At 66.5% G+C, this 24,936-nt stretch carries 37 protein-coding genes, 1 tRNA gene and 1 pseudogene; 4 read left to right on the forward strand and 35 right to left on the reverse strand.

What is annotated here, in order from left to right:
• Window positions 1–38: 38 nt before the first annotated feature.
• From AC1RIF_RS03645 to AC1RIF_RS03700, 12 genes are all read right to left on the reverse strand, one after another.
• Complete coding sequence (locus tag AC1RIF_RS03645) at window positions 39–452, reverse strand: hypothetical protein (RefSeq protein ID WP_492599988.1); 414 nt, start codon at window positions 450–452, stop codon at window positions 39–41.
• 1 nt (window position 453) lies between these two features.
• Window positions 454–783 (reverse strand): hypothetical protein, encoded by a 330-nt coding sequence (locus tag AC1RIF_RS03650; protein ID WP_492599989.1) that lies wholly within the window; start codon window positions 781–783, stop codon window positions 454–456.
• Window positions 776–1,108, reverse strand: coding sequence for a hypothetical protein (locus tag AC1RIF_RS03655; RefSeq protein ID WP_492599990.1), 333 nt, complete (start codon window positions 1,106–1,108; stop codon window positions 776–778). The genes AC1RIF_RS03650 and AC1RIF_RS03655 overlap by 8 nt, the downstream gene beginning before the upstream one ends.
• A gap of 1 nt (window position 1,109) precedes the next feature.
• Window positions 1,110–1,463 (reverse strand): hypothetical protein, encoded by a 354-nt coding sequence (locus AC1RIF_RS03660; RefSeq protein ID WP_492599991.1) that lies wholly within the window; start codon window positions 1,461–1,463, stop codon window positions 1,110–1,112.
• A 15-nt stretch (window positions 1,464–1,478) separates the two neighbouring features.
• A complete protein-coding gene (locus tag AC1RIF_RS03665; RefSeq protein ID WP_492599992.1) occupies window positions 1,479–1,916 on the reverse strand; it encodes a lipase chaperone in 438 nt (145 codons plus the stop codon).
• Window positions 1,913–2,866: a phage major capsid protein gene (locus AC1RIF_RS03670; protein ID WP_492599993.1), complete on the reverse strand. Its 954-nt coding sequence runs from the start codon at window positions 2,864–2,866 to the stop codon at window positions 1,913–1,915. The genes AC1RIF_RS03665 and AC1RIF_RS03670 overlap by 4 nt, the downstream gene beginning before the upstream one ends.
• 26 nt (window positions 2,867–2,892) lie before the next feature.
• Window positions 2,893–3,333, reverse strand: coding sequence for a hypothetical protein (locus AC1RIF_RS03675; RefSeq protein ID WP_084870392.1), 441 nt, complete (start codon window positions 3,331–3,333; stop codon window positions 2,893–2,895).
• Window positions 3,333–4,487, reverse strand: a complete 1,155-nt coding sequence (locus tag AC1RIF_RS03680) for a head maturation protease, ClpP-related (protein WP_492599994.1) — start codon at window positions 4,485–4,487, stop codon at window positions 3,333–3,335. Before AC1RIF_RS03680 ends, AC1RIF_RS03675 begins: the two co-directional genes overlap by 1 nt.
• A complete protein-coding gene (locus AC1RIF_RS03685) occupies window positions 4,484–5,749 on the reverse strand; it encodes a phage portal protein family protein (protein WP_492599995.1) in 1,266 nt (421 codons plus the stop codon). Before AC1RIF_RS03685 ends, AC1RIF_RS03680 begins: the two co-directional genes overlap by 4 nt.
• Before the next feature lie 13 nt (window positions 5,750–5,762).
• The gene (locus AC1RIF_RS03690; protein ID WP_492599996.1) at window positions 5,763–7,295 is read right to left on the reverse strand and encodes a terminase large subunit domain-containing protein; all 1,533 of its coding nucleotides are present in this window, start codon (window positions 7,293–7,295) and stop codon (window positions 5,763–5,765) included.
• The gene (locus AC1RIF_RS03695) at window positions 7,273–7,617 is read right to left on the reverse strand and encodes a hypothetical protein (protein ID WP_492599997.1); all 345 of its coding nucleotides are present in this window, start codon (window positions 7,615–7,617) and stop codon (window positions 7,273–7,275) included. Before AC1RIF_RS03695 ends, AC1RIF_RS03690 begins: the two co-directional genes overlap by 23 nt.
• A gap of 1,205 nt (window positions 7,618–8,822) precedes the next feature.
• On the reverse strand, window positions 8,823–10,832 hold the full coding sequence (locus AC1RIF_RS03700) for an ATP-binding protein (RefSeq protein ID WP_492599998.1): 2,010 nt from the start codon (window positions 10,830–10,832) through the stop codon (window positions 8,823–8,825).
• Window positions 10,833–11,159: 327 nt separating this feature from the next.
• Between AC1RIF_RS03700 and AC1RIF_RS03705 the strand changes: the two genes are divergently transcribed.
• A complete protein-coding gene (locus AC1RIF_RS03705) occupies window positions 11,160–11,993 on the forward strand; it encodes a hypothetical protein (RefSeq protein WP_492599999.1) in 834 nt (277 codons plus the stop codon).
• 90 nt (window positions 11,994–12,083) lie between these two features.
• Here AC1RIF_RS03705 and AC1RIF_RS03710 read toward each other — a convergent pair whose 3' ends face one another.
• The 3 genes from AC1RIF_RS03710 to AC1RIF_RS03720 are packed head-to-tail and all read right to left on the reverse strand — an operon-like array spanning window position 12,084 to window position 13,407.
• Complete coding sequence (locus tag AC1RIF_RS03710) at window positions 12,084–12,755, reverse strand: hypothetical protein (RefSeq protein WP_492600000.1); 672 nt, start codon at window positions 12,753–12,755, stop codon at window positions 12,084–12,086.
• On the reverse strand, window positions 12,752–13,198 hold the full coding sequence (locus tag AC1RIF_RS03715; RefSeq protein WP_492600001.1) for a hypothetical protein: 447 nt from the start codon (window positions 13,196–13,198) through the stop codon (window positions 12,752–12,754). Before AC1RIF_RS03715 ends, AC1RIF_RS03710 begins: the two co-directional genes overlap by 4 nt.
• Window positions 13,195–13,407 carry a hypothetical protein gene (locus AC1RIF_RS03720; protein WP_492600002.1) on the reverse strand — a complete coding sequence of 71 codons (213 nt, stop codon included), beginning with the start codon at window positions 13,405–13,407 and terminating at the stop codon, window positions 13,195–13,197. The genes AC1RIF_RS03715 and AC1RIF_RS03720 overlap by 4 nt, the downstream gene beginning before the upstream one ends.
• A 69-nt stretch (window positions 13,408–13,476) precedes the next feature.
• On the opposite strand from AC1RIF_RS03720, the gene AC1RIF_RS03725 reads away from it, so the two are divergent.
• Window positions 13,477–13,653, forward strand: coding sequence for a hypothetical protein (locus AC1RIF_RS03725; RefSeq protein WP_492600003.1), 177 nt, complete (start codon window positions 13,477–13,479; stop codon window positions 13,651–13,653).
• Between the two features lie 163 nt (window positions 13,654–13,816).
• On the opposite strand, the gene AC1RIF_RS03730 is transcribed toward AC1RIF_RS03725, so the two are convergent.
• The 15 genes from AC1RIF_RS03730 to AC1RIF_RS03800 all read right to left on the reverse strand — a co-directional run bounded on the left by AC1RIF_RS03730 (window position 13,817) and on the right by AC1RIF_RS03800 (window position 21,522).
• The gene (locus AC1RIF_RS03730; RefSeq protein ID WP_492600004.1) at window positions 13,817–14,155 is read right to left on the reverse strand and encodes a DUF6085 family protein; all 339 of its coding nucleotides are present in this window, start codon (window positions 14,153–14,155) and stop codon (window positions 13,817–13,819) included.
• Window positions 14,152–14,916: a hypothetical protein gene (locus tag AC1RIF_RS03735; RefSeq protein ID WP_492600005.1), complete on the reverse strand. Its 765-nt coding sequence runs from the start codon at window positions 14,914–14,916 to the stop codon at window positions 14,152–14,154. Before AC1RIF_RS03735 ends, AC1RIF_RS03730 begins: the two co-directional genes overlap by 4 nt.
• Window positions 14,913–15,224, reverse strand: a complete 312-nt coding sequence (locus AC1RIF_RS03740; protein WP_492600006.1) for a hypothetical protein — start codon at window positions 15,222–15,224, stop codon at window positions 14,913–14,915. Before AC1RIF_RS03740 ends, AC1RIF_RS03735 begins: the two co-directional genes overlap by 4 nt.
• Window positions 15,221–15,484 (reverse strand): hypothetical protein, encoded by a 264-nt coding sequence (locus AC1RIF_RS03745; RefSeq protein WP_492600007.1) that lies wholly within the window; start codon window positions 15,482–15,484, stop codon window positions 15,221–15,223. The genes AC1RIF_RS03740 and AC1RIF_RS03745 overlap by 4 nt, the downstream gene beginning before the upstream one ends.
• Window positions 15,481–16,005 (reverse strand): hypothetical protein, encoded by a 525-nt coding sequence (locus AC1RIF_RS03750; protein ID WP_492600008.1) that lies wholly within the window; start codon window positions 16,003–16,005, stop codon window positions 15,481–15,483. Before AC1RIF_RS03750 ends, AC1RIF_RS03745 begins: the two co-directional genes overlap by 4 nt.
• Before the next feature lie 17 nt (window positions 16,006–16,022).
• On the reverse strand, window positions 16,023–16,508 hold the full coding sequence (locus AC1RIF_RS03755) for a single-stranded DNA-binding protein (RefSeq protein ID WP_492600009.1): 486 nt from the start codon (window positions 16,506–16,508) through the stop codon (window positions 16,023–16,025).
• 12 nt (window positions 16,509–16,520) lie between these two features.
• Entirely contained in the window at window positions 16,521–17,135 is a 615-nt protein-coding gene (locus tag AC1RIF_RS03760; protein WP_492600010.1) for a hypothetical protein, read from the reverse strand.
• A 49-nt stretch (window positions 17,136–17,184) separates the two neighbouring features.
• Window positions 17,185–18,321 carry a DNA translocase FtsK gene (locus AC1RIF_RS03765; protein ID WP_492600011.1) on the reverse strand — a complete coding sequence of 379 codons (1,137 nt, stop codon included), beginning with the start codon at window positions 18,319–18,321 and terminating at the stop codon, window positions 17,185–17,187.
• Window positions 18,318–19,313, reverse strand: a complete 996-nt coding sequence (locus AC1RIF_RS03770) for an AAA family ATPase (protein WP_492600012.1) — start codon at window positions 19,311–19,313, stop codon at window positions 18,318–18,320. The genes AC1RIF_RS03765 and AC1RIF_RS03770 overlap by 4 nt, the downstream gene beginning before the upstream one ends.
• The gene (locus AC1RIF_RS03775) at window positions 19,306–19,464 is read right to left on the reverse strand and encodes a hypothetical protein (protein WP_005513060.1); all 159 of its coding nucleotides are present in this window, start codon (window positions 19,462–19,464) and stop codon (window positions 19,306–19,308) included. The genes AC1RIF_RS03770 and AC1RIF_RS03775 overlap by 8 nt, the downstream gene beginning before the upstream one ends.
• Window positions 19,461–19,709 carry a hypothetical protein gene (locus AC1RIF_RS03780; protein WP_492600013.1) on the reverse strand — a complete coding sequence of 83 codons (249 nt, stop codon included), beginning with the start codon at window positions 19,707–19,709 and terminating at the stop codon, window positions 19,461–19,463. Before AC1RIF_RS03780 ends, AC1RIF_RS03775 begins: the two co-directional genes overlap by 4 nt.
• Entirely contained in the window at window positions 19,706–19,981 is a 276-nt protein-coding gene (locus tag AC1RIF_RS03785) for a hypothetical protein (protein WP_492600014.1), read from the reverse strand. The genes AC1RIF_RS03780 and AC1RIF_RS03785 overlap by 4 nt, the downstream gene beginning before the upstream one ends.
• A gap of 73 nt (window positions 19,982–20,054) precedes the next feature.
• Window positions 20,055–20,576, reverse strand: a complete 522-nt coding sequence (locus AC1RIF_RS03790; protein ID WP_492600015.1) for a hypothetical protein — start codon at window positions 20,574–20,576, stop codon at window positions 20,055–20,057.
• Window positions 20,573–20,713, reverse strand: a complete 141-nt coding sequence (locus tag AC1RIF_RS03795) for a hypothetical protein (protein ID WP_492600016.1) — start codon at window positions 20,711–20,713, stop codon at window positions 20,573–20,575. Before AC1RIF_RS03795 ends, AC1RIF_RS03790 begins: the two co-directional genes overlap by 4 nt.
• Window positions 20,710–21,522: a phage antirepressor KilAC domain-containing protein gene (locus AC1RIF_RS03800; RefSeq protein WP_492600017.1), complete on the reverse strand. Its 813-nt coding sequence runs from the start codon at window positions 21,520–21,522 to the stop codon at window positions 20,710–20,712. The genes AC1RIF_RS03795 and AC1RIF_RS03800 overlap by 4 nt, the downstream gene beginning before the upstream one ends.
• 104 nt (window positions 21,523–21,626) lie before the next feature.
• Between AC1RIF_RS03800 and AC1RIF_RS03805 the strand changes: the two genes are divergently transcribed.
• Window positions 21,627–21,833 carry a hypothetical protein gene (locus tag AC1RIF_RS03805; RefSeq protein ID WP_492600018.1) on the forward strand — a complete coding sequence of 69 codons (207 nt, stop codon included), beginning with the start codon at window positions 21,627–21,629 and terminating at the stop codon, window positions 21,831–21,833.
• A gap of 154 nt (window positions 21,834–21,987) precedes the next feature.
• Here the strand turns inward: AC1RIF_RS03805 and AC1RIF_RS03810 are convergent, their stop codons facing one another.
• Window positions 21,988–22,191, reverse strand: a complete 204-nt coding sequence (locus AC1RIF_RS03810; protein WP_492600019.1) for a hypothetical protein — start codon at window positions 22,189–22,191, stop codon at window positions 21,988–21,990.
• Between the two features lie 179 nt (window positions 22,192–22,370).
• Here AC1RIF_RS03810 and AC1RIF_RS03815 point away from each other — a divergent pair.
• Window positions 22,371–22,526, forward strand: a pseudogene (locus AC1RIF_RS03815) (helix-turn-helix domain-containing protein); the annotation flags it as partial.
• An 83-nt stretch (window positions 22,527–22,609) separates the two neighbouring features.
• On the opposite strand, the gene AC1RIF_RS03820 reads toward AC1RIF_RS03815, so the two are convergent.
• The 4 genes from AC1RIF_RS03820 to AC1RIF_RS03835 form a co-directional block, all read right to left on the reverse strand.
• A tRNA-Lys gene (locus AC1RIF_RS03820) sits at window positions 22,610–22,682 on the reverse strand.
• Between the two features lie 390 nt (window positions 22,683–23,072).
• Window positions 23,073–23,819, reverse strand: coding sequence for an oxygen-binding di-iron domain-containing protein (locus AC1RIF_RS03825; protein ID WP_492600020.1), 747 nt, complete (start codon window positions 23,817–23,819; stop codon window positions 23,073–23,075).
• 70 nt (window positions 23,820–23,889) lie between these two features.
• On the reverse strand, window positions 23,890–24,471 hold the full coding sequence (locus tag AC1RIF_RS03830) for a hypothetical protein (protein ID WP_492600021.1): 582 nt from the start codon (window positions 24,469–24,471) through the stop codon (window positions 23,890–23,892).
• Entirely contained in the window at window positions 24,468–24,860 is a 393-nt protein-coding gene (locus AC1RIF_RS03835; protein ID WP_492600022.1) for an MmcQ/YjbR family DNA-binding protein, read from the reverse strand. Before AC1RIF_RS03835 ends, AC1RIF_RS03830 begins: the two co-directional genes overlap by 4 nt.
• Between the last annotated feature and the right edge of the window lie 76 nt (window positions 24,861–24,936).

The following is a 24,936-nucleotide window of genomic DNA, read 5'->3' on the forward strand; positions in this document are numbered from 1 at the left end:
CAACGAATGTCGTGGGCCTCGTGGATGTTCGGGGTGGGTCAGCGCCGCCAGGGCTTCGACAGGCTCAGCGCGTAGTAGGCGACGACGCGGCGGACGTCCGGGTTCTCGAACGGTTCCGCCTCCGGCGGGGTATCGACCCGGCACGAGTCGACACCGATCGGCTTCGGCTCGTCCTCGACGTCGATCTCCGCGTCGACGATTCGTTCCATGTAGTTCGCGACCTGCCGAGCCAGCTTCGACGCGGCCCGCGGATCCGGATCGTGGCAGACGATCATCACGCGCGGGTAGTCGCTGATCCCGTCGTCGTGGCCGCCGACGCGGTTGATCTGGATCCCGCGGCCACCGTCGTCTTCGACCGGCGGTTCGGTGTCGGTGTCCCCCAGCGGCGCGAGGTACGCCATGAGCACGTCCTCGACATCCGGGAACAGGGTGTCATCGATCTCGACGACCATGTCAGTACCTCCGCTTCTGGCTCATCGCCTTCATCGCCGCCTCCTGCGCGCGCACCGGCCGCGAGCGGCGGGTGCCGAACAATGCGGACTGATTTCCACGGCGGGACGCGACGATCCGCGATCCCGGCCGCCCGTCCCATCCGGTCGCAGGTTCGACGCGGACCTTGTAGGCGAGCTGACCGGATCGCTTGTGCCGGCGCGCTTCCCTCCGGAACGCGTCAGCGCCGACCTTCGCCAGCCGAGCAGTCGCCACCTGTACCTGCCTCGACGCCATGATCGCCTTAGCGTCCTTCGACGAGAACCGGATGCTGCCGGGCTTACCGCTAGCCATTGGTCCCCTTCCCGTTCCAGCGTTCGAGGTAGCCCCAGACGTACTCGGCGACGCCCTCGTCGTCGAACCACGTCTGCAGGTCACCGTCGACGTGCAGCCGGTCACCGATCCCGTCGACCGCGAGGATGTTCTCGGACGACTCCGGGAAGCCTGGAGGGGCGTAGAGGACCCACCGGGTGTGCCGCTCGAGGGGTACGCCTTCCGCCGAGTCGACCGGTTGGACCGAGCAGCCCGGCCACACTGCGCCTGGCCGCTCGGTCATGACTCCGCGTTTGCCGCGGGCCCGTTCGATCACGCGCACGGTCTGGGTTCCGAGGTCATCCATGTCAGTCTCCGAAATGCCACTGCGGCATCACTGATTTGGAGATGCCGAGGAGCTCGCGGTGGAAGTCGCTGAACACAATCAGTTCGCCCGGGTTGGCCAGGGTGCCGCCACGGGAGACGCCGCCGGTTGCCTTCGTGAAGGAGACCAGGCCGCGGAACTTCTCGGTGTCCATGGCGGTTCGCACCACCTGGACCACAACGAAGTTCGCGGCCTGGTCGCCGTCCGCGATATCGGGTCGCTTCTCGCGGATCCACAGGCCTGCGGCGGCGATCATGGCCTCGACGTTGACCCGCTCGTCGCTCGAGAGGGGGCGCCGGCCACGATTGACCTCGTCGGCGGTGGCGAACTCTGCCATCGTGCGCCCCCTGTTCTACTGCGTGTCGAGTTCGTCGACGGCGGCGATGATGGCGTCCTTGTTCGCCATCGCGGCAACCTTCTCGGCGGGGATGCCGCGGGCCTCGGCGTACGCAGCCCACAGCTTCATCGAGGCGGCGGGTCGCGGTCGTTCCGGATCGGCCCCACCCGCGGCCGTCGGCGCGGTAGACGCGTCGGAGCCGCCAGCGGCGTGGTTGGCGTCGTCGGCATCGCCTGTGCCGGCGTCGCTGTCGCCGTCGGATTCGTCGTCGTCGGCATCCACCTCGGACGCGGGGACGATCGCGCCTGCGTTGAGCAGGCGCCGGGCCTCGAGCTCGTCGAGGTCGGTGATCAGTGCGCCGCGGCGGTGCCGGATCCGCCTGGTGGCGTTGCCCTTCTCGTCGACATCGAGGATCTGGTCGAAGCGCAGCGCGGTGAGGACGTAGCCAGTCACGGGCCAACCTCCTCCACGAGCCCGGTCAGCCACAGGCCAGCGTTCGGCTGATCGATGCCGAGGGCGCGTTCCTGGGTGGAGTCCGTCCGCCAGGTCTCGCGCGGGCCGCCGTTGGGGCCGTTGCCTTCGGGGTAGAGCTCGGTGTGCTGCAGCGGGCGGGCGTCGCCGTAGAAGCCGATGGTGCCGCGCTCGAGGATGAACGCACGGTCGATCGGCCAGCTACGCGACTGGATGACCTGCAGCCCGTTGATCTTCGCGGGCAGCGCACCGGTGTACGCGATGTTCTGGTCGGCGATGTTGCCCTGGTAGACCTTCAGGACGTCATCGTTGTCCATCAGCGTCGCGAGCAGGCCCGGGTGCAGGACGATGGTGTCGGGCACGAAGCCGTAGTACTCATCTTCGCTGCCTCCCTCCGCCTCCGTCGGGGCCGCGCTGGTGACGATGCTGATTGCCTCCGCGATGTCCTTGCGCGGCTTGCCGCCAATTGCGTCCCATGCCTTCGGCACGGGCACGGTCGGGACGGCGTCAGCCTGCAGCACGAGCTTGGCGGCGCGGTCGTTGGCGCGGATGAACGTGTTGACCAGCGCCCGGATCTGCTGGTTGACGTCGTCGACCTGGTTCTTGCGAATCATGTCGTAGGTGACGCGAACGCCCTTGCCGCGCTTGGTGCCGAAGGCGATCTTCGGGATGCCACGTGCGGTGTGGCTGACGGGGATCTCGCCGAACTCGGCGAGCTCGTCGATGTCGTCGACGAGGAACATCGGGTCGCTCTCGCGGTAGGCATAGATGCCGGCGACGTTCGATCCGGCGTTGCGCAGCAGGGCCTCGGCGATGAACTGGTTCGCGAGGAGCTGCTTGAGCCGGGTGGGGATGAACAGCGGGTTCTTCACGAAGTCGGCGACGGTGATGCCGGCGCCGTCCGTTCCGCTGACAACGTTGCGGATCGTCATGGTGGGTTACTCCCTGGTGGTGGTGGTCAGGCGATGCGGATCAGGCCGACACCGTTGGCGGCGACGCCCTTCGGTTCGGTGCAGCGGCCGACGATCGCGGCGGCCGGCGCGTCGGCGGGCGCGGGGCCGACCTTGCCGTCTCCGGTCGAGACGAGTGCCTCGCCGAACTTCGCTGCCGCCGAGTAGGTCACCTTCACCTCGGTGCCCGAGTAGGCGACCGAGACAACGGTCGGGATCGGCATCGCGTTGACGACCGGGCGGCCGATCGCGTCGGTGGTGGGACCGCTCTGCGCGGTGTCGGGGCTCTGCCCGTCGGTGATCGCGACGCCGAGGACGCGTTCGCTGTCGGCGGCCGCGACGCCGATGCGGCCGTTGTCGCGACCCTCGACGAGCTGGCCGCCGAGGATCACCTCTGTCGGGGTGAACGACTTCGGGCCGCCCTGCGTGATCTGTGCTGCTCCGGCCATCAGATGCTCCAGTTCTTGAAGAGGTCGTTTTCTTCGACGCTGTCTGTGGTCTCGGCGGCGGCGTTGTGGCCGTGTCCGATCTCCTCGAGCGGCACGAGGCCCTTGGCGAGGGAGTTGATCGCCTGCGTGGCGCCGTCCCGGTCGGCGGCGAGTGCGGTCAGCCAGTGCTCGCGGCGCGCGGGCCCGAACTTGCCGTCGCGGATTGCTGCGTCGACGAGGGCCTCGTCGGCGTCGCGGAGCTGCTGGACGCGCGCCTGCTGCCCGGACCGCGCTTCGGCGACCGTGGTCTCCCACTGGGCGCGGTCGACGGTGACCGTGTCGGCGGTGTTCGATGCGCCGGCGGCGCCGGTTTCCGCCTGCTCGGCGAGCGCCTCGTCGATGGCGGCGAGAACGGTTGCCTCGTCAGCGTCGGCGTTGACGCCGAGTCGCTCGCGAAGGCTCTCGATCAGGGTGGACATGGTGTCCTCCTTCGTGTTGTTGACCTCCGCCTTCGCGGCAGAGGGGCCTGGGGGCGCGGGTGGCGGCGTCGGAGCGGCCGAGCGGCCCGCGTAGTTGAAGATCGACAGGTCGAACGCGTTCTTGGCGTCGGTGTCGGCGCGCTTGGCGGCCGCCACCTTGTCGGCCAGTCCGGCGTCGACGGCTTCCTGCGCCGAGTACCAGGTTTCGGAGCGCATCGCTGTGCGCCAGGTCTTCGCGTCCCCACCCGCGCGTTCGGCGTAGATCGACGCGACGTTCTCGCCGACCTGTTCGAGTCGTTCGGCGGCCGCGCGCATGTCGTCGGCGTTGCCGGCGCAGCCCATCATCGGGTCGTGGATCATCATTTCGGCGTTGCGGCTCATGATGATCTCGTCGCCGGCCATCGCGATGAAGCTCGCAGCTGACGCGGCGAGGCCGTCGACGTGCACGGTGATCGTCGCCTTGTGCTCGCGCAGCGCGTTGAGGATCGCGATTCCGTCGTAGACGCTGCCGCCGGGGCTGTTGATCCGGACGGTGATCGCGTCGGCGTCGAGGTCGGCGAGCTCGCGGGTGAAGTTCTTCGCCCCGACGCCGTCGCCCCAGTAGGTTTCGCCGATCCGGTCGTAGATGAACACCTCGGCTGGCTTGTCGTCTGCCGCAGCGTGGATCCGGTACCAGCCTGTGCGGTTGGTGCTCACGCGGATTCTCCTTGGTTGTCGTCCGCGGAACCCGGTTCCGGGACAGGAAGGTTGAACTTCTGCCGCAGTGCGACGCGCAGCAGTTCGTCGGGCTCGAGCAGTCCGGCCTGCGCGAGGATCGCCAGGGCCGAGGCGGTGGCGTCCTGCTGGGATCCGATCTCGTCGAACACGATTCGCGGTGCGGGCTCGTCCGGGCCGAACTGCAGATCGACCAGGTCCTCGACGACGTGCGCGTTCGCGACGTCGCGGATGTCCTCGCCGACGGCTTGCACGGAGTCGTTGAACGTCTTCGACAGCACCGACGCGAGACTGTAGGAGCCGCCCTTGTCGAGGTTGAGGAAGTGCGCGAGCGCGGTGAGTGCCATCTGCTTGTCGTGGTACTCGATGGCCCGCTGCATGTCGGGCAGGTTGCCCTGCACGCCGAGCAGCGCGAGGGCCTGGCCGGGAGCGAGGCCGACGCCGGCCGAAATCCCGCCCTGGTACGCGGACGCGAGCCGACGCATGTGCTCGACTTCTTCCTTGTCGGCCTTCGCTGCTGTGCCCACGGGCACGCCCATGCCGTTGCGGCGCGCGGTCGCGGCCTGGATCCGGATCAGTTCGTCCTTGAGTAGCCAGTGCTTGTAGGCGGGCCGCAGCAGCGACTCGCCGGTCCAGTCGCCGGGCTCGGGATCGCGCACGTATGCGACCAGTCGCGAGACGGGGATAACTCGCCCGCCGAGCCCGTGCACAACTTTGCCGCTGTTCGCTGGTGGCAGCTGGGTGATCGATTCCAGTCCGCCGTCCATCGCGACGGTGATCTCCGAGATTGTGCGCTGTGGGCGCGGTGCGAGCTTGCGCAGCCACAGGCGTCCGGCATCGTCGATGCGGTAGACCTGCTCGAAGTAGCTGTGGCCGTACGGGAGCATCAGCAGCGCGGTCTGTAGGTGCTTGCCCCACGAGAACCGTCCGCGGATCCGTTCCTGCGGGCCGACCGCGACGCCGTCGATCGTCAGGCCGAGGTTGCGGGCGACGTATTCGGTGACCTCGTCGCGGGCACCATTCTGGGTCAGGCGCCATCCGGCGCGGCGGATCGGCAGCCCGATCGCCTGCACGACCGACTTGATGCGGCCGTCCTCGCGGTTCATCCGTCCGTAGACCTGATTGCACTGCGGCCACCGCAGTTCGGGCACCTGCTCGTCGGTGTTCCACTGCTGCAGGTCGGTCGTGCGATCGGTGACGTACCCGATTTCGTAGGACGGTGCGACGGGCTTTTCGTCGTCCACTCGTCACCTCCTCTCAGAACGCTGCGGCCAGCGCGTCGAATTGATCGGTCGACCAGGCGCCGCCGAGGCCGGTCGACTGCTGCGGGTAGGCGGGCGCGACCGAATCACCGGCCGCGCGGGACTCGAACGTCAGCAACGCCCACCGCGCGGTGACGAGCACGCTCAGGGCCGCGGTGACCGCGCCGTCGCTCGTGTCGACGACCCAGTCGCCCTGTGGCAGCTTGCGTTTGCCCGCAACCTCGAGCGCGTCCTCGACCACTCGTTGTCCGGTGTGGCAGAGCAGGGCCGCCTCGACGTCGTCGAAGAACCCCTTGCAGGCCATCTGGGCCTGGTTCGTTGTGGACTTCACAAGCTCGAGGCCCGCGGTATCCATCAGCGGTTCGAGCACCGCTGCCGGCGAGCGGCTGTCGGTGGCGATCACGCACGGCTCGAGCGCGTCAGCCGCGCGGGACAGCAGCGCGACGATCTCGGGGTTCGAGGCGACCCTCAGATAGCCGACCTCGACGTGGATCCGGCCGTCGGCGGTGCGCTGCGCCGCGCCGATGGCCCACTGCTCGGCCGCTCGCGCTACCGCGAGCGCGACCGTGCCGACCCGCTGCGCGTCGTGGTCGACGAGACCCATCCACTGGTCTCTGTCGGTGAGCGCCCACGTCTCGCGTTCCTTCTCCACCGGCCAGTCGCCGCGGCCGAGGACCTCGACGTCGAAGCTCTTGCGGCCCTTCGGTGTACTAAATCCGCGCATCAGCTTGCGGATCTTCGGCGCGGTCTGGATCACACCGTAAGACGGGTTCGCGTACTTCCAGGTCTCCTCTTCGTCGCGAGACATCCCGTCCGGAGCCATGAACTCAGCGAAGTAGAGCCCTTCCTCGCCGCCGAGCCCGCGCTGGCGGATCGCCGCGAGCACACCGCCGTTCGGGTGCTGCTCGGCGTTGACCGCCGACGACGCGTAGATCGTCTGCGGATTCGACGAAGCCATCTGCGTCGGCCCGAGCGCCGCGGTCTCGCCCTCGGTGAGGTTGTATGCCTCGTCATAGATGACCAGGTCGACCTCGTCAAAGCCCCGGCCGGAGTCGTTCGAACGCGTGCAGAACACGATCTTGGCGCCGGACTCGAGCTCGATGTAGCCCTTGCCCTGCGAGCAGGTGTTCTTGACGACCCGATTCCGCAGGCTCGGACGCGACTTGATGATTGCCCACAGTCGCTTGTACGCGTCCTCGGCCGTCGGCCACAGCTGCGAGGTGTAGATGATCCGCTCGCCGAGCTTATAGAGCCCGAACAGGCACCGCAGCACCAGAATCAGGGACTTGCCGTTCTGCCTCGGAACGATCAGGCAACAGTCGGGGTGTGTCCACATGCCGTCGCGAGCGGTCGACAGGATCGCGTGCATCGCGTCGCGCTGCCAGGGCATCGCCTTCTTACGGGCGCGGCCGGCGAGAATGATCGCCTTCTCCCCCAGCTCGATCGAGCCCGGAAACGCGGAGAGGTGGTGCGGTTCTTGGCGGCCGGTGAGCGTCGGAAAGTCCTCACAGGCCAGCGAGGTCGTCATCGTCGTCTCCGCCCGCCCGGACGTCCTTCTGCCGGCGGATCTCGCCGAGGATCTGCCGCAGCACACCGGCCTGCTGCCGCGACTCCTGCATCACCGAGTCGATCCGGATCTCGACGACCCGGTCATCGCCCCGCGCATCGACCAGCTGGGCCCAACTGCCGGCGTCCCCGCGCAGAAGCTCGTCGAACTTGTCGAGGCGGTCCTTGATCCGGGCCGCTTCGACGACAAGGACTGTCAGCGAGTAGGGATCGGTGTCGTCGTGCAGCGCGTCGTAGAGGCGGCGACCAGCGGGACCCAAAGCCAACTCGCCAATCGATTCCACGTGTCACCCCTCCCGTGCGGCTTATAGGGTTCCCGTTCATGTCTGTCTTGAACTGGGTACGAGACATCGTCGAAACAGTCGGAGGCGTCGCAGTACTCGTCGCAGTCGCGACGCTCCTGTATATGGAGTGGTCTCGTCGCCAACTCAAGTTCGCGCAGGAGTCCCAAGGACTCATCCTCACGCGAACGAGAGCTCTAACCACCATGGGATATGACCTCGAGACAGGGAGGATGTACACGCTGCGAGTCGCAGCTCGAGGTCCCGGCGTCCGCTACGACGTGCGCCCTCGTATTTGGGCCAACATCGATGACCTTGCCGAGTCAATCGACGCCCAGAATCGTGCTTCAAAGCGAGTGCCCCGCTTCGACAACAGTTCGAAGCCCCTGACGCTGGTGGTCAACGTTCCGGACGGGAAGGAAGGCGAGTTCTGGCTCGGTATTACCTACCAGGTAGCTCACGGCGATGGCGTACGCCTGTCGGCTGCACGAATCAATCTGGAAACGGGCAATCTGCAACTCTGGAGGTGGTGCCGATGCCAGACGCTCCGAAGCTGGTACGAACGCCAACATCGACTCTCGATCATCGGTGGTGGAAAGCGCCGACCTCGCGGACGATGGGAGAATCGGCCGATCCGTGAGATGGACGAGAGTCAGGGTCCTCGCGGCGGCTCCCCCCTCGGGACTTCCGACTGAAAAACGGCCCCGTAAAAAAACCCTGACTAGGGGCCGGCCAGTCAGGAGACCCACACCCCTCAACAATTTCGGGGGTGGGGGTGCCGGTCTGCGTCGCCGCAGGTCAGGGCCAGGGCAGGAGCCGGACGCCGAGCTGGTCGTCGACAGCGCGAGCGTCTGCGACTTCCATGCCTGTGACCGCCGGGCGTAGGTGGTCGTTGCGACCGGCTTGGCGTTGCTTGTTGCATATTCCGTGGAGCAAGCGGTCCGCCTTGGTGCCGCCGTGGGCGCGGGCGTGCGAGTGGTCAGCTGCGAGCGATCCGGACGCGCGATCGGCCGAGTCCGGGTTGTAATCCCAGTTCTGTGTCCGATCGCGATACATTGGCTTGTCGCACCACCAGCACGAGCTACCATCGATGTGGACGCGGAATAGTGTGGCGCGCCCCTTCTGATGTGCCCAGCCGAGTCCCCGCTCGGTGGTCGTTGTTAATGACAAAATGCCCCCTTCGCGCGCAGACTCCGCGGTCAAGCGACTCAGGAGTCGATTGTCGGATCGTCCTCCATTTCAGGCAGGTACGAGTCATATGCCTGACGCAAATGCCTCAACCCCTCTTCCTGATTCGATTGGTACTTCAGCGAGTCTTGGACGAAGTTCATACGGAAGCGTGCGTCAGCGATGATCTCCGACCAGGTACGCACCTCGATCTTGTAGGGATTCATCTGCACACACCCGAAGGGAAAGGTCGATTGACGACGCTGGTCATCGACGACATCTGATATAGAGTTGCCGACTAGAACGAAGCGCCATTCGACACCTTCGCGAGCAAAACGCTCATCTTTGTATATCGCGCTCGCATAGCTACGCAGCTGGGCCACGTCCTCGTCTTTCAACTTATGACTGGGACGCTTCAATTCGACAACGAGAAAATTTGATCGATTCTCACTCACCCGCATTTTCCTGCCCAATACAAGGTCAGGAATCGCGATGGAACCATCTTCGCGCAGAGGCTCGACGACCGGGGACGACGAGTCGGCAACCTCAACACCGGCCTCGTCCGATGAAAGGAATTTCTGATACTGCCTAAGGACTTTACCAAGCGATACATCATCACCCGTTGTCGACCACTCTTCGCCAAATATCCAAGTCTCATGAGCAAGGATCCTATGGAGCTGCCGCCGCTCCTGGAGTCGCTTCCGTGTCTGACGCTCGAACAGAATTGCATTAAGACCATTTAGAAAGTCAATTCTGGTGCCAATCTTGTGGCCGGACTGAATTAGATGCGCTAGAGAAGTGCGATCGAGCACATTCTGAAGCTCATCAATTCTCGCACTCGGCAGGTTTGTGAGCTGCTTCAGGAGTGGGAACAGCCGATCAGGGTCGGTCTCAAAAGTTTCTTTCAATAGTGCTAGCGCCAGCGCCTTCGTCTGCCTTGACTTCGACTCATCTATCGTCCGGGATGCAGCGAGCGCCACCTGCTTGAAGGCCTCCTGTGTGGCGACTTGAACTGGGTCAAGAGCGCATTCCTCAGATTCGGAACCATTCGAGGAGTACGGGTAGATGCCCTCGGATTGCCAACGCTTCAGCGTCTCGGCTTCGCGCCTGCGCGCCAGTACGGAAAGCTGTTCGCGCAGTTTCGTGCGCGCTGCCCGAATGACGCGTTCCGCGTCTGGCGCATCTTCGTCCGGAACGTCACTCTCCAAAGTTAGCTCTCGCTCGGAGAATCCATCCCACTCCAGGTATGCACTAAACTGCAACCCCGGCGCCTGCACCCTGGCATATACTTCGTCAAGCACCGAACCGTCGGAATTACATAGGTAGATTCGACGATCAACCGCCGGGATGTCCCATTCAATCACAGTTAGATGAGCTTCACCCGCTATGCCATCAGGCAAGTCGACCGCGAGTCGATCCTTAGAAATTATCACTTTGCTCGGATCAACTTCAATGCCGAGTAGTTCAATCTTGAAATCCGGGAATCGTTCGATATGAAGCGCAAATTCTGTTGTAAGTCGAGTACGCAAGGACTCTGGGTCGTCGAACGCCTTTTGTGCAGCCTTCGAAATCACTTCAGATTTGACGATTGTTCCCTGCCGAAATCCTGGTGGAACAGCCGTGGTGTCGATATCGAACGTCTTCAGATCTGACCTGGTTCCGGTAGCCACTACAGTGCAATACTGCCCGCCGGATGACACCGTCGTGCTCTCCCAGGTAACTCGATCCCCGATGGAGAACGCGGAGTAACGTCCTCGTCCATACCGGCCATGGACCGGCCGTCCGCCATCGGATTTCGTTCCGGTAGCTGCCTTCCAACTGTCTCCCACGCGGGCAAAGGCCCGATTGATGGTCGTGCCGTCCATGCCCCGGCCGTTGTCCGCAACGAGGACACATGCGAGTGCGCCCATCTCGTCGTTCTCGACGGATACGCTGACGTGCGTGGCGTCCTCGTCGAACGCGTTCCAAATCAGCTCGCAGATTCCCACCGCCGGCGTCTTTACGTAGCCTTCGAGAAGACGGTCACCTGCAACAACCTGGATCTTTGCCATCCGTGCATGTTCCCATAGCCAGGTCCGCGGTGTATGTCCGTCCACCCAATTGCAGTGTCAGATCGCCAACCGCGCTCCTTGACAGCACTGACTATCGGGCCACCCCTGCAAACTCCAAGGACCCGTCCGGAAGTCTGTGCGCCCGCCGACGGCAGAAGTGTCGGCGGGCGCGTGTCCCCCGGGCGCCGTGCGGCTGCACCTTGGGGCCGGGATCAACCTCCGGCCATCCGGGCGCTCCAAGCTGCCGCAGCCGTCGTCCTGTCCCGGAAGTTGAGACACCGCGTGCCGGGCCTCGCAGCTCGCGTGCGGTGTAGATAATCAATCGTCATGACGGACATATGGCTCCCACTGGACGCGGGCGACACCGACGCTCCCTATTCGGTGCTCCACAAGAAGGTGACGCCGTGGTTGCGTCCCTCGCTGACTGAGTGGATCGCGAAGCGCATCGGTTTCGACGGCTACACCCACCCAGAGGTCCTCCGTCAGATCGAACGGGTACTGCGGGTGCAACTCACCGCGCACAACCTCGCAGACATCGCGGCGATGAACATCTTGACGTACTTCGAGAACGCTGGGCGAGAATGGGTCCTCGTCGACTTCTTGCTCGCATCGAGAGCTACTGCCGCCGACGTGCAGACACTGGAGCAGATTCTCCTTCAGTCAGGCTCCGCTTGGGGAACGAGCAAACGAAACGGCAAGAATGCACTGGCTCTTCGGATGACAGAAGGAGCTGCAGAGGCAATCGAACGGACTATCGCTGTGAGCGGCCATCCGGGGGCGCGGCTCGCTGAGGCTTTCCAATCAGCGTATGGGGTTCAGCCAGACCCGTCTCAGGCCTACAGCCTCGCAGTGAAGGCCGTCGAGGACGCTTCGATTCCTGTCGTGCTCCCGCTTGATTCGAATGCAACCCTCGGCAAGGTGATCTCGTCGATGCGCCAGTCGGGCCGGTGGAAGTTGCCGAACACGCGTGAGCATGGAGACCACCCGACGTCAGAAGTGGTGATCGGGATGATGCAGATGCTGTGGACGGGGCAGCACGACCGCCATGGTGGCGTTATTCCACCGCCGCCACCTGTCACACAGGCAGAGGCCGAGACTGCGGTGACTGTGGCCGCCGCGCTGGTCGAATTGTTTGTCTCGCAGAAGATCCAGAAGCTTTGACAGGCGGTTCTAACGCCGAAGGCGCGAGGGGATGGTTTCACCTCTCGCGCCTTGCGGCGTCAGCTTAACACGGGGATCGGCCGTCGCAGGTCACGCGCCCTTTGGATGTTTCAGGTGCGCGTCGAGGACATCGCCGAACAGAAACACGCGCTCGGACCTTCTGCCTGCCTTCGCAATCCACACCGGCGTAATGACCTTCTCGTCGGCGAGGTACTTCACGCGACGTTGAGTGAGGTCGGCATACTCGCCGCCCATGGTGTGCGCCATCTGAACGCACGATCGGGCGTTCAGGTTGAGGCGGCGGGCCTCTTCCCACCTCGCTTCATCGATCTGCCGGGGCGGTTTCTCGGCCGGCCGGTCGACGACGGCGACGGCCCAGTTGTAGCTGTCGAGGATCTCCGTGTAGGCCTCGTGAGCGTCGTCGGTGCGGGCGACGTCGTAGACGTGTCGGGACAGCCAGCGGGCGAAGTGCGGGGCGCGGCCGTCGCCGGGCCACTGTAGATGACGCTCGGTCGCAACGTAGTTCGTCCACGATCGCAGTGTGCCGAGCAGCTGGTGCCCGCAGTCGGATGCGCGTTCGTTGAACGCGAGGGGCACCTCTTCGTCCTTGCCGACGCGGGTGATGGTCTTGTTCGTGAACGCGGTCTGGCAGGTGATCGCGTTCTCGAGCTCGGCGGCCACCCACTCGACGATCTTGTCGAGTCGGTCGACGAGCAGGCTGATCTCCGAGCGGTCCAGCTTCATCTGGTCTGGTTCGGTCACCACAGGGTCAGCTCCTTGGGTCGGTGTCCAGGGCGGGTGAGGTTGAGGGCAGACTCGAGCACCCGGTCGATGTCGTCGGTGCGGGGCCCTCTCGGTTCGTCGAGCGCGCGGAGATCCGCGACGACGGGGTACGGGAGACTTCGTGCATAGGCGCGGAGCTGCTGCCTTGTGACGGTGACCAGGACGTCGCCGAACGCCTTGGCTTTGAGCTCGAGGCGCGGGCCGTTGCTGTTCCAGATGTGGAAGCGACGAGACGGCCCCTCGCCAGTGGGCATCCATCCGTTCGCCTCCGCTGCCCAGCTCGGCTCGATCGGTCCGCCGTGGCTGCTGTCGCCGTTCGGGAGGAGTCGGTCGACGCCGGCGCCAGATCGTGCGAGGGCGGGCACGATCCAGAACGGGCTGGCGCAGAACAGAAACGCGCGCTGTTGGGCGTTGAGGGTCATGCGAACCCCCTGCGCTCGTAGGCGCCTTCGACGGCTCGGTCGCGGGCCGCGATCGCGTAGGCGATGAGTGGCGCGCTGTCGGCAGACTGCAGCATGTCGCCGAACGCGGCCCGGCACCCGTCGCACGGTTCACCGACCGTCGCGACGGGCTGCCGGCACCCAGGGAGCACGCAGTCGGGCAACAGTGTGACGAGGTAAGTGCGTCCCATCAGCTACCACCTCGGGTTATGGTCGGACCAAGATCGTTTTCGGGGGCGGGACGTTCTAGGGGGAAGTCCATGAATAGTGATCTCGTGCTGGTGCTTGGCATCGTGTTGATTGCGTTGGGGGCCGCGGGCACGCTCGTCGCACTGCTGTTCCTGGTGTGGATGTTTGGTCCGGGCGCGATGGTGTTCGCGGCCGGGTTCGCGATCGTCGCAGTCGTCGGGGCGCTGATGGTCGGCGTCGCGGAGTAGCTCACGGCTGGTCACCGCCCTTCCCGGTATCGGTCCGCGTTGCGCGGATGACGAGGGTTGATGAACACGAAACGAAGGCAGTCACACTCAGCGTCGACGCTCGGCAGCGGCCGCCAGCACCGGCCGCACTGGACGTGGACGACGATCAGGCTTGACTTCTCACTCATGGCTCGGGGACCGCCGTCCACGTCCAGGCGCCGTCGGCGTCGGCGATGCGGTAGGTGCCCGGTGGCATGGGTGCCTGGTTCATCGCGGTGAGTCTCTGGTGGAGGCTGCAGCGGGTGAGTTCGCCGTCGAGGCGTTCACGGAGCGGGTGGAGGATCGTGCAGTCGTCGGTCGTCAAGGTGACGATGTGATCGGGCGTGGGGTCCGAGAGGATCCGGTCGACAGCGTAGGGACTCGGGCAGTCGACGTTCGAGCACTCGATCCGGCCGCCCTCGTGCGCGAACGCGATCAGGGTCTGGCCGCAGCCCATTGGGCAGTAGCCCTTGATGTCGGTCATCCGAGTCTCCCTCCGAGAGTGTTGATCTGGTCCGCGATCCAATCGGTGTAGGTCACGCCAACCGGACGCATCTCGCGGAGTGCGTAGCTCGTATGGTCGCCGCGGCGCAGGTAGCCGTCGAGGTCATGCGCGGCCTGTCGGTAGATCGCGTGGACCTCGTCGCGGTTCCGCCAGTCGATCGCGACCTGCTGCCACTCCTGCCGTTTCAGCCGGCCGACGAGGTCGATGCCCCAGCCGAGCAGGTTCGAGAGGCTGAACGCGCGGGTCTGGTCGGCGAGCGTGCGGAGCGGGGAGTTCACCGGGCAGCAGCAGATCGCGTCGGCAGGGTCCGCGGCCCACAGCGTCGGGACGGACAGGGCGACGTGGCGGTACCCGGCAATCCCCCACGCTCCGCGGGTTGGCGACGCGTACTGCGGCATGAACGGATCCGAGATCAGCCCGCAGCCGACGACCTCAAGCCGCGGGTGGTCCCCTCGTGCGACCTCGGCGGCCACGTTGCCGGCGAGCGCGGCGCCGCCCGAGTAGCCGAGCAGCAGCACTGGATTCGGGTCCTCGTCGATCATGCGCAGCAGGAGCTCGCGGCCGGTGCGTAGCGAGTCGTCGAACGCGGGCCCGAGCGGCAGCGGCACCGGGCCGTATGACGCGGTCCACGGGACCTCGATCACGCGGAAGCGCGTCGGGTCGAGGCTGCGGGTCACCGCCGAGCACATGTTGCCCTGCAGGGGTTCGCCGATGCCTCGGCAGGTGAGCACGGTGATCATGCCTGGTCTCCGATCTTGTTGTTGGCGCGGGCGTTGGCGATCGCGAGGGCGCCGCGGATCACGGCCCGCAGGCGGGCGGCGATCTCCTGGAATCGCGGGTTGCTGTGCGCGGTCGGCGTGCACAGGACGAGGTCTTTGCGGATCCGGACGCCGCCATCGAGCTGGCCGGGGTGGGTGACGATCAGCGGGTTCTCGACCGGGGCCTTGCGGTCGCGGAGGAACTTCTGTCCGTCGAGGAGCGTGCGGGCAATGACAACGGTGCGGACCGGGAACAGTTCGGCGTACGAGCGGAGCGGGGTGTCTCTCATCGGTTTCTCCATGCCTTCGCGTCGGGGCAATTGACCCAGTGCGGTTCGTAGAGGGGGCGGGTGGATCGGCGGACCGCGGCGAGCTGCGCGCCGACGAGGACGCCGGCGTAGAGGACTCCGCCGTGGACGTCGAGCGCGACAGTTCCGGATTTCGCGGGTGTGGTGTCGACGGGCAGGTGTTTTCCGGCCGGGGTTTTGCCCCAGTGGATCTCAGCGCGGCACGAGCGGCACCGGGACGGCTCGGGTAGTTCGGCGCTCATGCGTGGATTGCCTCCTGTCCGGCGAGGGCGACGTCGTAGGCGGATCGGGCGTGCCGTAACTGCCCGCCGCCGATCCGTATCTGCCATCCGTCCTTGCGTCGTTCGGCGGGCGAGACCAGCTCGGGTGGGTACTCGCCGAGCGCGCGGGACCCGTTGCCGCGTGGGCGGACGAGCGCGGTGCGCATGCATGGGTCGAAGGCGAGGACTGCGCCGAGGATCTGCGCGGTGGCGAGCAGAGCGGACGGGTCGGCGGCTGCGCGGCCCTTCATGTGCCAGCTCGGCCGGACGACGTCCTCGACGGCGATCGTGACGCCGTGGCCATGGCGGGGAAGGTCCGCGGTGATGGTGGCCATGGCGCCGAGGACCTCGTGCACGTAGGCCAGCTCGATGGGCAGCATCTTCTCGGCGGCGTTGACGACGACCTGGTGTTCGACGACGTCGCGGCCGGTGATCAGGCACAGGCCCGTCGAGCGTCCGCCGGGGTCGATGCCGAGGACGACGGTGTCGGTAGTGGATTGCATGATGGTCATCTCCTGCCTCAGAACGGCGGTTCGTCGTCGTAGCTGCCTGCCTGTGAGGCGTGGCCCCACGGGTCGTCTGCCGGGGGCCGTTCGCGGTCCTGGTTGCCCGCGTAGCCCCCTCCGGAGCCGTTGCCGGACCGGGAGACCTTGTTGACCTTCGCGGTCGCGTAGCGGAGCGAGGGGCCGATCTCGTCGACTTGGAGTTCGACGACCGTGCGCTTTTCGCCTTCGCGGGTTTCGTAGCTTCGTTGTGTGAGTCGGCCCGAGACGATGACGCGCAACCCGCGGGTGAGGGTCTCGGCGACGTTCTCGGCGGCCTCGCGCCAGATGTTGCAGCGCAGGAACAGCGCGTCGCCGTCCTTCCACTGGTTGCTCTGCCGGTCGAAGATGCGCGGTGTCGATGCGACGGTGAAGTTCGCGACGGCCGCGCCGGCGGGGGTGAATCGGAGCTCGGGATCGGCGGTGAGATTGCCGATGATCGTGATGACGGTGTCGCCAGCCATGGGGTGGTTCTCCTAGTTGATGGCGCGAAGTTGTGGATAACTCGATGCCTGCTCGCGCGGAAAGAATTGGTTTCTTTTGGTTTTGGAAGGACTGGGCGCCACTGTGGTGTCGCCTTTGGTGCGCTGTGGTGTCGCCTTTGTGCGCTGTGGTGTCGCCTTTGCGTCCGCCAGAGCCGCCACTGCGGTGTCGCCTGTGGATGAATCGCTAACAGGCTGTGGATCATTCAAAGGCGCTGCTGTGGTGCCGCCTTCGCGTGCGGAAGGTGACGCTGTGGTGTCACCTTCGGAAGGCGTTGCTGTGGTGTCGCCTTCGTGTCCGTCGATGGCGGTCATGTACGGCAGTCGGAACGTGGTCGTGCGGCCCTTGTACGCGTAGACGGGCGAGCCGTCCGCGGCGAACGCGATCGGAACGCGTGGGTCTGCTCCGACGGCGGCGAGGCGCGCGAACGCGGCGCGCAGCCCGGATGCGGTCATGTTGACTCGCAGTCGCAGTTCCTCGTTCAGTCGCCAGCACGTGCGCGTCTCGACGTCGCACCACTCGGCGATTGCGACGAGCACGAGACGCTCGGGGGCCTTGAGGGACGGCGGTGCACCGTCGAGCACTTCCTTGACCAGCTGCCATGCCATACCGGCAGCACCTCCGTTCCCTCTTGCCCTGCTGATTGCCGCTGACCGGTCACGGCGTGCCCCGGTCGCCCCTCTGCTCGAGTGCGGCGTGCATGCCGGCGTCGTCGACGAGGACCTCGCGGGCCTTCGATCCGTCGGCCGCCGAGACGATCCCGAGCGTGCTGAGCTCGTCGAGGAGCCTGGTCGCCTTCGCGAACCCGATCCGCAGGCGCCGCTGCAGCATCGATGCCGACCCGAACTTGGTGGCGAGGACCATCTGCGCGGCGTCGCGCAGCAGGTCGTCCTCGCCCGCGGCGACGAGCTTCTCGACGTCGAGCTGGTCGTCCTCGGCGGCCGCCGGCGCGTCGGCCGCATCGTCGGGGCCCGGGTCGTCGAGCGCGGGCTGCACGACCTCCGGCGCCGCCCCCTCGGGCTGTGGATCGGCCGGTTCGTCGGGGAAGTCTGTCGAGCCGATGAACGCGCCCCCGCCGTACCGGAGCAGCCACGCGCCGTCCAGCCGGTCAGGGTCCTCCAGGTAGAGGTCGGTGTTCGGGCGGTCCGGGTCGTCGTGGTCCCACCCGGACACCGGTGCGATCGCCCCGACCCACTCGTCGCCGATCTGCGCGAGGTGGATCTGGTTCGAGTGCCGGCGGAACAGGTGCAGTGTCTTGTCCCGTCGGGTGGCGATCTTGAGCAGAGTCGCCAGATGGCTCGGTGCCCAGGTGGTTCGAGCGGTGTCGGGCAGGTCGTCCCCGCCGTCGTTGCGCGGGATCGGGAGCGGATCGCCCGCGAGGATGCGGTGGATGCGCGCGAGCGGGTACCCCTCGATATCGGAGACCTGGAACTCGAACCGGTCGCCGTCGTCGAACAGCGTCGCGGTCTCCATGACGGTGACGGTCTTGTCGTCGAGGACGACGTCGACCGCGTGTCCCTTGTCGCCCTTCGCGAGCGATTTGAGCGCGCCGATGATGACCTTGCAGTTCATCGTCGGCCACACCATCGGGGGCAGTTCGCCCGCGCAGCGGGTCCAGGTGTGCCCGAGGACCGCGCCGTTCGTCGACGTGCCGACGAGGAGTGTCGTCTCCTCGGGGTCCTCACCGAGGTGGCCGCGGGTGGTGCGCAGGTGCACGCCCCGGATGTCGGTCGCGGTGAGCACGAGGTCGGTCAGGAGCTCGATGAGCGACTTGGTCGCGATGGTGATGCTCACTGGGCACCGCCTCGCGCGGCGGGCTGCCCGCTGGCTGCCTTGATTCGGCCTGCCGCCTCGGTGAGCAGTTCCCGCGCGGTGCGGCCGCCGGGCAGCGCGACGTCGAGCATCGCAGCGTCCTTCGCCATCGCCCAGGTCTCGTTCACCCACTCGGCCGAGTCCGCGGCGAGCGCGAAGCCCTCGAGGTCGACGAGCGAGATCGGCGCGACGAGATCACGGGCGGTCGTGTCGGATCCGCAGCCGAGCAGATCGAACACGAGCCATTCGAGGGTGAACTCGGGGCGCATCTCGAGGCGATCGACGCCGGGCCGGTATCCGGCGCGGGGCGAGCGGACGCCGACCACGCGCGGTCCGGTGTCGTGCGAGTACCGCACCCACGCGCTGACGTCGCGGGTCAGGGTCTTGTGGGCCTCGATCTTGTAGTCCCGCTCACCGGGGATCGGGCGGCCGTCCTTGTCGAGCGCGACGGTCTCGGTGCCGATGGCCGTCACGACCGCGATGCCCGGGAACGTCTTGAGCAGCCGCATCAGCTGGCCGTGCCGGTCGGCGCCGTCGTTCCACAGGTTGCCGGCCTTGATGTCGGCGTCCGGGTCGTCCTGCAGGATCTTCTGCGCGGCCTTCGTCTGCCGCGCGCGGCGGTTGACCCAGTCCTTGATCATTTCCCACTCGGTGGTCATCGAGTCGAACACGAGCATCACCGGCGGCTCCCCGGCTGCTGCGGCCCGCGCGGCGACGGCGTGCACCTGCTCGACGGCGGCGAAGATCGACGGCCACGAGCCGTTGTGCACGACGATCTCGAAGTCGGCGCCCTCGATCGCGCCGTACTCGTCGGCCGCCCCTTCGCCGAGGTCGAGCCAGAACGCGCGGCCGACACGCTCGCTCGCGGTCAGCTCGGCCGCAGCGTACGTCTTGCCGGTCTTCGACGGGCCCTCGAGCAGGATCAGCGGGAAGGGTGGGCGTCCGGTGGGTTTGCGGGTCTGCAGTTCAGTCACAGGTGGTCTCCTCGAAGTCGATGACGGGGGCGCCGGCGGCGATCGCGTGGGCGTTCGCGCGGCGCTGTTCGATCAGCAGCGCGTGGGCACTGCGCAGGCGGGTCTCGGCGAGCAGGTCGCGCTCGATGTCGTCGATGCCGCTGTCGCTCATCGGCGTTCGCCGGTCAGGCGCAGGTTGTCGGGGTGGGTGGCCAGTGGGCCTTGGCTGCCGGAGTAGTGGACGTACACCCAGCGGTCGTCGACGTGCGAGACGATCCCGGTCTCGGCCGGTTTGCCGGTCGCGACGCTGAGGTAGACGACGCGCTTCCCTGCGTGACGCCGGAACTCGTGGAGGGTGCACGCCTTCCACAACGACGCCGGCGTCGTCGGTAACCGAGGCTCAGCCGGCGCGGTCATGCGGCGAGTCCGAGCAGGGGCAGGGTGATCGCTTCGGTAACGCCGGCCCACGCGATGCCGCCGAGCGCGATGCCGAGGACGATCGCGGCGAGCCACGCCTCGCGGCGGTACCGCTGTGCGCGGTCGATTCCGGCGCGGCCGTCGTCGGCGGTCGCGAGGATCGCGGCGTCGCGGTCCGCGGCGAGCTCGGCCGCGATCTCGTCGGGCCGGGCGTTCGTGGTGTCGATGACATCGACCGGTGTGGCCGGGGTCTGGCGGGTGAAACCGAACATGGTTGGGCTCCAAAGGGTGCAGTTGACCGCGCGATGGCCCGAGGGGACTCGCGTGATGTGTCGGTGGGTGGTGTTAGAGGATGGCGCCGGTGAGTTCGGCGGCGAGATCAGCGGCGGCCGCTGGCGTGAGGGTGGCACGGAAGCTCGTTGCGTCGGTGCGAGCGATCAGTCGAATGGTCCCGGCCAGTCCCGGGCGGACTGTGAAGTCAACGCCCGGCGTTCCGACGGTGGCCGCGACGCCGTGGCGGACGGTGAAGTGCTGCGGGTTCTTCACGCGATCGATGTAGACGAGTGCGTCCCGTTTGCACTGGTGGTGTCCGCCCTGCTGCTCCCACTCGTCGCCGATGATAAGTTCCTCGACGGCCCATACCTTCCCGGTGCGGACGAGGCGGAACTGCCCGTCAGGGAGGTACTCGACGAGCGCCGATCTTGCGGGGAGGTTCCGCGGTCCGACGGGCGACGCCGCGGCCTGCGCAGCGTCGACGCTCAGGAGCTCGGCAGCGACGGCCTGATCGATCAGCCCAGCGGAAAGCATGCGCGCCAACAATTCTCGGAGCGTCTCCCGTGCACGGAGGACGTCGGTTGCATCAGTCACGGCTGTTCTCCCTTGAACTGGTTCACGAACTGCTCGGCGATCGCCGAGTGATGGTCGATCAGGGCACGCGCGCGGCCGGATGGCGGTACGTGCTCGAGAGTCGTGTCGAGGACGCTGTCGGCGTGATGGTCGGTCATGCCAGCGCCACCGCCGATCCGGTCTCGACGTCGAGGCGCAGCGGCCGGGTGCCGCCGAGCTTCCCGTGCAGGTAGCACAACCCAGAGACGGTGATCCGCAGCTGCGACGAGAGTTTCGGTTCGCCGGAGTGCGGATGCGTGTATGCAGTCGGCCGGCGGCGGACATGCTGGATGTGGGACTGGTACGGCTCGCCGCGACGGTCGAGCAGCCCCAACTCGCGGAGTGACTTCGCGAGGCGGTTCTGCCCGGTGTTGATCGCCGGGTCGCAGCTGAGGATCTGCGCGGCCTCGCGGAGCGAGTAGTCGCCGTCGGCGTCTGCGAGCGACTCCCACGCTGCCGCAGCGGGTTCGAGCTCGGCGACCGTCGCGGTCAGGGCTTCAACCTTGCGCGTTGTGATCGCGAGAGCGCGATGGACGATCTCGTCCTCGGTCAGCTCACGACGAACCGGCGCCACCTCCGCTTGGCGGGTGCGGATAGCGAAATATGCCTGCGCGGCGGCAACCTCAGGCTTGCGCGGATCGCCGTTCATCGCCACCAAGTAGCAAGCAAATCGCGCCAACTCGTAGTTCTCACGCGGGCGGCCTCCGGACTTTTCCGAGGAGGCTCGGAAAAGTCCGGAGGCAGCATGTCCGCTGGCAATCGCCGACGCCTTCGCGCGGTCGACGACCTCGGGGACGCGATCCCATCGGTCGTAGCCAAGCAACGGCATGAGGTCCCGAGCAGACCAGAATTCGGTACCGTCCGTCCTAACCTGCCGAATCTGGTCGAACGGGGACTGTTCGGCATCGAACAGGTTCAGCTCACTCATCGCGCACCGCCCGTGGTGTCGGACTCGGCGGCGACATGCGCCGCCGAGTCGCACCCGTCTCCTACGCTCGGGGTTCCCACACCATCCGAACAGGGAGAAGATTCGTGAGTGGATTGACGTTCGAAGGAGTGATCGCGGACGACCTGCCGATCACCAAGCGTGCCATCGAGGCCGCCCGGGAGGTAGCGGACGCTGCGGCCGTGAGCGGCGACTTGCAGGCCGCCTACCGAGCGCCGCTCGATGGCCTCCTCAACGCCATCGCCAACCTCGAACGTGAGGTGATTGCATTGAAGGCCAAGGCCGCCGGCTAGTACCTGAATCATCTCCTCGCGCACGATCTCGCGGATCTGCGCGACGAGGCCTGGGTCCGACGGTGGTCGTGTCGTAGAATCCGACATCAGATTTCCTTTCGTGGGGATCAGTGCCCGCTCGGTGTTCCAGCACCGGGCGGGCTTTTTCGTGGGATCAGGAAGCGAGTGCTGGGGGCTGCGGTATGTCGCGGAACCAGCTCCGGAGGGTCTCGCGGCTGACGATCACGCCCGTGAGGTCTCGGACCTCATCCGCGATCGCCTGCCAGCTACGACCGGAACGGCGTGCGCTGACAACCAGGCCCCGGAGCGTCTTCCCCTTGAGCTGAACCTCGATGAGGTGTCGGGTAGCTGTGGCCATGACCGAAAGCTTGCAATGCAAGCTGTTGAATGTCAAAGATGTCATATAGAACGCATTACATCCGCACCAGGTCAGACTGCCAAAATGTTTGCGAATGCGACCAAGCATGTGTAATCATTCGTTGCATGACCACTGCACTGAACAGTTCGTGGCGACCGGCCGATTCGCTCGCCAACCGCATGAAGCTCGTGCGCGCAGAGCTCGGCATGTCGCAGCGCGAATTCGGCGCCAAGTGCGGGATTCCGGCGTCGCAGATCCAGAGCATCGAGGACGGCAAGAGCCCCCGCGGCCTGGACGTCAAGGTCAAGAAGATCTCACTGGCCTTCGGCGTCGACCGCGACTGGCTGATGTGGGGCGGCCCCTTGAACGACGAAACGCCCCCGCCCACCGGTGCGGTGGACGAGGGCGACTCGAGCGGTGCCCCCAGTAGGGCTCGAACCTACGACCTGCGGATTAAAAGTCCGTAGCTCTACCAACTGAGCTATAGGGGCGTGCGGGCAGCAGTCTAGTGGGATCGGTCGGCCTGTGGGAACTTCGCCCCCGGCAATCGGGATCACGACGAGGATCGGTGCAGCGCCGAAGTATCCGGCCGTCGGCGCACCGGCGAGGGAGAGTGCCGCACCGGTGCACCGACGACCACCCTCCCCCGAGGGTTCGACGAAGGGCCCTCGTCGGGAAGAAGTGGCGAACGCCCCGTCTCCAGACTGACGGGGCGTCCAGCAGAACCGTCGACAGCACCCGAAACCGACGGTCGGCCTCTGCGCGAAGAGGCATCAACAGATCACCACACCGTATGGAGCCACGGAAGAGCTCGGGCGGATGTCGGGCGCAAGGACCCACGAACGAGGGACGAAGGACCCACGCTCCCGGACAATTTCGACTCAGGGCCGCCGGCGAGCCAGTTCGGCGTCCAAGCGCTCGTCGTACGCGGTCGCGAGTTCACGCAGCGCCGCGGGGCAGTCGCCGTGGTAGGCCGGTCCGTGCATCAAGCCGAGCGCGGCCGGTTCGAGGTCGGCGAGTTCGCGAAGCGTGGATCCGAGCGCCGGTGTCAGCGCCGTCGCATGCCCGAGATCCTCGGCGGCCAACGCCGGTTCGACGATGTCGTGCTCGGTCTGCGCGGGCGGTCGGCCGAATGCGGTGAAGAAGTCGCCGCACAGCAACGTCGACGTCGTCTCCTCGTACAGTAGGCCGGCGTCCCAGCCGTGCGGAACGTGCGGGGTCTCGATGCGCCGCAGCCGGCGGCCACCGATGTCGATGACCTCGCCGTCCTGCAGCGGTCGGGGTGGCCGGTCGGCCAGGTAGTCGATCTGGACGAAACACCCCATCGCTCCGTGTGCCACCACGGCATCGGGGGCCGCCGCCAACCACCGGTTCATCGAGCCGCTCTCGTCGGCCTCCACATGTCCGAACGTGATCCAGCGCAGCGTGTCCACGGGCAGCAGACGGGCGGCCGCATCCGCGACGGACGGGAACAGCACCGGTAGACCGGTGTGGAAGAGCAGCGGCTCTTCGCCGAGGATCAGGAACTGGTTCATCGCCAGATCGGCTTCGTCCACGAACGTCGACAAGCGGAAGACGTCGGCTGCGATCTCGGTGATCTCGGTGGGCTCGGTGACCTCGGTCGGCATGGTTCCGCCTCTCGAATGCGCCCCCGGCCCAGACTGCGCCGCCGGTGGACTCCGCGCAAGGCCCGAGCGATCACATCTCGGGTCCCGGCGCCTCCCCGGACGACTCCGGCTCCCGCTGATGAAGATTGGCGCGCAACTCCGTCAACTCCTCGCCGCGCTTGCGGTACCGGACGTTGAGGAACACGACGGCCGCAAACACCAGGACACCGATGATCGCTCCCCACAGCGAGGCCCCGCGGAACCCCGGCGCGTCGACGTCCATCGTGCGCTCGCCCGCGTGCGCTGCACTGTTGCCGCCCAGGACCACTGTCAACGTCAACAGGTTCGGGATCGCGACCACGATGCCGAGCACCAGCAGGGCGATCACCCAGACCTTCGCGTGCTTGCGACGACGCGAGCGCCACGCGAGATAGAACAGCAGCAACGGAACCGCCGTGCACAGCGCCCCGTACAGCAGACCCCAGGTGATGCCCTGCGAGAAGCTGCCCGACGCCAGTGCGCCGACGCGCTGCGCCCACCAGCGCGGCAGGAACGCCGCCAGGATGAAGTACGCGATGACCAGTGCAGCCAGGATCACGCCGGCCCAGATCGCCTTCTTCGCCCACGGCGGCAACCCTGCCCTGGACGGTGTGGTGGTGGCGGTGTCGCTCACGTCGGTCCTCCCGTCGTCGGCGCCCCGTCCTCGGCGAGAACGATGCGCGCCAAGCTCTTCGGTGCGATCAGCGTGTACGACGTGCGCACCCACTCCCGAAGCTGGGACCACCAGTCGTCACGACCGGTGTGCGGGACGGTCACGGATACCCACCCGTGCCGGCCGAGCCCGTAGCCGGCCGGTTGCACCCCCGATTCGGTGGCAACCACCGCGGCCGCCTCGTCCTTGGGGAGCTTGATCGACAGGCTCGTCGCCTCGGGGTCACTGAACACGAAGTTCTTGCCGCGCACGCGGAAAGTGGGGTGCCCGCCCCACTCCTCGATATCGACCCGCTGTGCCTCGGGCAGTTCGTCGACGATCCGCTGCAGGCGGCTCATGTTCGCGACCATGGCGCGATTGTGTGCCTCTTCCCTGCACGGCCGCAAGACTTTCGACAGGACGATGCCGTCTCCCGATGGTTCGATG

Source organism: Prescottella sp. GW823-FHT02E09, from assembly GCF_058797375.1.

Excerpts from the sequence above, each read along its gene's own strand:
- AC1RIF_RS03645 (WP_492599988.1), bottom strand. The coding sequence starts at position 452 with ATGGTCGTCGAGATCGATGACACCCTGTTCCCGGATGTCGAGGACGTG.
- AC1RIF_RS03650 (WP_492599989.1), bottom strand. The coding sequence starts at position 783 with ATGGCTAGCGGTAAGCCCGGCAGCATCCGGTTCTCGTCGAAGGACGCT.
- AC1RIF_RS03655 (WP_492599990.1), bottom strand. The coding sequence starts at position 1,108 with ATGGATGACCTCGGAACCCAGACCGTGCGCGTGATCGAACGGGCCCGC.
- AC1RIF_RS03660 (WP_492599991.1), bottom strand. The coding sequence starts at position 1,463 with ATGGCAGAGTTCGCCACCGCCGACGAGGTCAATCGTGGCCGGCGCCCC.
- AC1RIF_RS03670 (WP_492599993.1), bottom strand. The coding sequence starts at position 2,866 with ATGACGATCCGCAACGTTGTCAGCGGAACGGACGGCGCCGGCATCACC.
- AC1RIF_RS03675 (WP_084870392.1), bottom strand. The coding sequence starts at position 3,333 with ATGGCCGGAGCAGCACAGATCACGCAGGGCGGCCCGAAGTCGTTCACC.
- AC1RIF_RS03690 (WP_492599996.1), bottom strand. The coding sequence starts at position 7,295 with ATGACGACCTCGCTGGCCTGTGAGGACTTTCCGACGCTCACCGGCCGC.
- AC1RIF_RS03700 (WP_492599998.1), bottom strand. The coding sequence starts at position 10,832 with ATGGCAAAGATCCAGGTTGTTGCAGGTGACCGTCTTCTCGAAGGCTAC.
- AC1RIF_RS03705 (WP_492599999.1), top strand. The coding sequence starts at position 11,160 with ATGACGGACATATGGCTCCCACTGGACGCGGGCGACACCGACGCTCCC.
- AC1RIF_RS03715 (WP_492600001.1), bottom strand. The coding sequence starts at position 13,198 with ATGACCCTCAACGCCCAACAGCGCGCGTTTCTGTTCTGCGCCAGCCCG.
- AC1RIF_RS03720 (WP_492600002.1), bottom strand. The coding sequence starts at position 13,407 with ATGGGACGCACTTACCTCGTCACACTGTTGCCCGACTGCGTGCTCCCT.
- AC1RIF_RS03725 (WP_492600003.1), top strand. The coding sequence starts at position 13,477 with ATGAATAGTGATCTCGTGCTGGTGCTTGGCATCGTGTTGATTGCGTTG.
- AC1RIF_RS03730 (WP_492600004.1), bottom strand. The coding sequence starts at position 14,155 with ATGACCGACATCAAGGGCTACTGCCCAATGGGCTGCGGCCAGACCCTG.
- AC1RIF_RS03735 (WP_492600005.1), bottom strand. The coding sequence starts at position 14,916 with ATGATCACCGTGCTCACCTGCCGAGGCATCGGCGAACCCCTGCAGGGC.
- AC1RIF_RS03740 (WP_492600006.1), bottom strand. The coding sequence starts at position 15,224 with ATGAGAGACACCCCGCTCCGCTCGTACGCCGAACTGTTCCCGGTCCGC.
- AC1RIF_RS03745 (WP_492600007.1), bottom strand. The coding sequence starts at position 15,484 with ATGAGCGCCGAACTACCCGAGCCGTCCCGGTGCCGCTCGTGCCGCGCT.
- AC1RIF_RS03750 (WP_492600008.1), bottom strand. The coding sequence starts at position 16,005 with ATGCAATCCACTACCGACACCGTCGTCCTCGGCATCGACCCCGGCGGA.
- AC1RIF_RS03755 (WP_492600009.1), bottom strand. The coding sequence starts at position 16,508 with ATGGCTGGCGACACCGTCATCACGATCATCGGCAATCTCACCGCCGAT.
- AC1RIF_RS03760 (WP_492600010.1), bottom strand. The coding sequence starts at position 17,135 with ATGGCATGGCAGCTGGTCAAGGAAGTGCTCGACGGTGCACCGCCGTCC.
- AC1RIF_RS03775 (WP_005513060.1), bottom strand. The coding sequence starts at position 19,464 with ATGAGCGACAGCGGCATCGACGACATCGAGCGCGACCTGCTCGCCGAG.
- AC1RIF_RS03780 (WP_492600013.1), bottom strand. The coding sequence starts at position 19,709 with ATGACCGCGCCGGCTGAGCCTCGGTTACCGACGACGCCGGCGTCGTTG.
- AC1RIF_RS03785 (WP_492600014.1), bottom strand. The coding sequence starts at position 19,981 with ATGTTCGGTTTCACCCGCCAGACCCCGGCCACACCGGTCGATGTCATC.
- AC1RIF_RS03795 (WP_492600016.1), bottom strand. The coding sequence starts at position 20,713 with ATGACCGACCATCACGCCGACAGCGTCCTCGACACGACTCTCGAGCAC.
- AC1RIF_RS03800 (WP_492600017.1), bottom strand. The coding sequence starts at position 21,522 with ATGAGTGAGCTGAACCTGTTCGATGCCGAACAGTCCCCGTTCGACCAG.
- AC1RIF_RS03810 (WP_492600019.1), bottom strand. The coding sequence starts at position 22,191 with ATGGCCACAGCTACCCGACACCTCATCGAGGTTCAGCTCAAGGGGAAG.
- AC1RIF_RS03825 (WP_492600020.1), bottom strand. The coding sequence starts at position 23,819 with ATGCCGACCGAGGTCACCGAGCCCACCGAGATCACCGAGATCGCAGCC.
- AC1RIF_RS03835 (WP_492600022.1), bottom strand. The coding sequence starts at position 24,860 with ATGGTCGCGAACATGAGCCGCCTGCAGCGGATCGTCGACGAACTGCCC.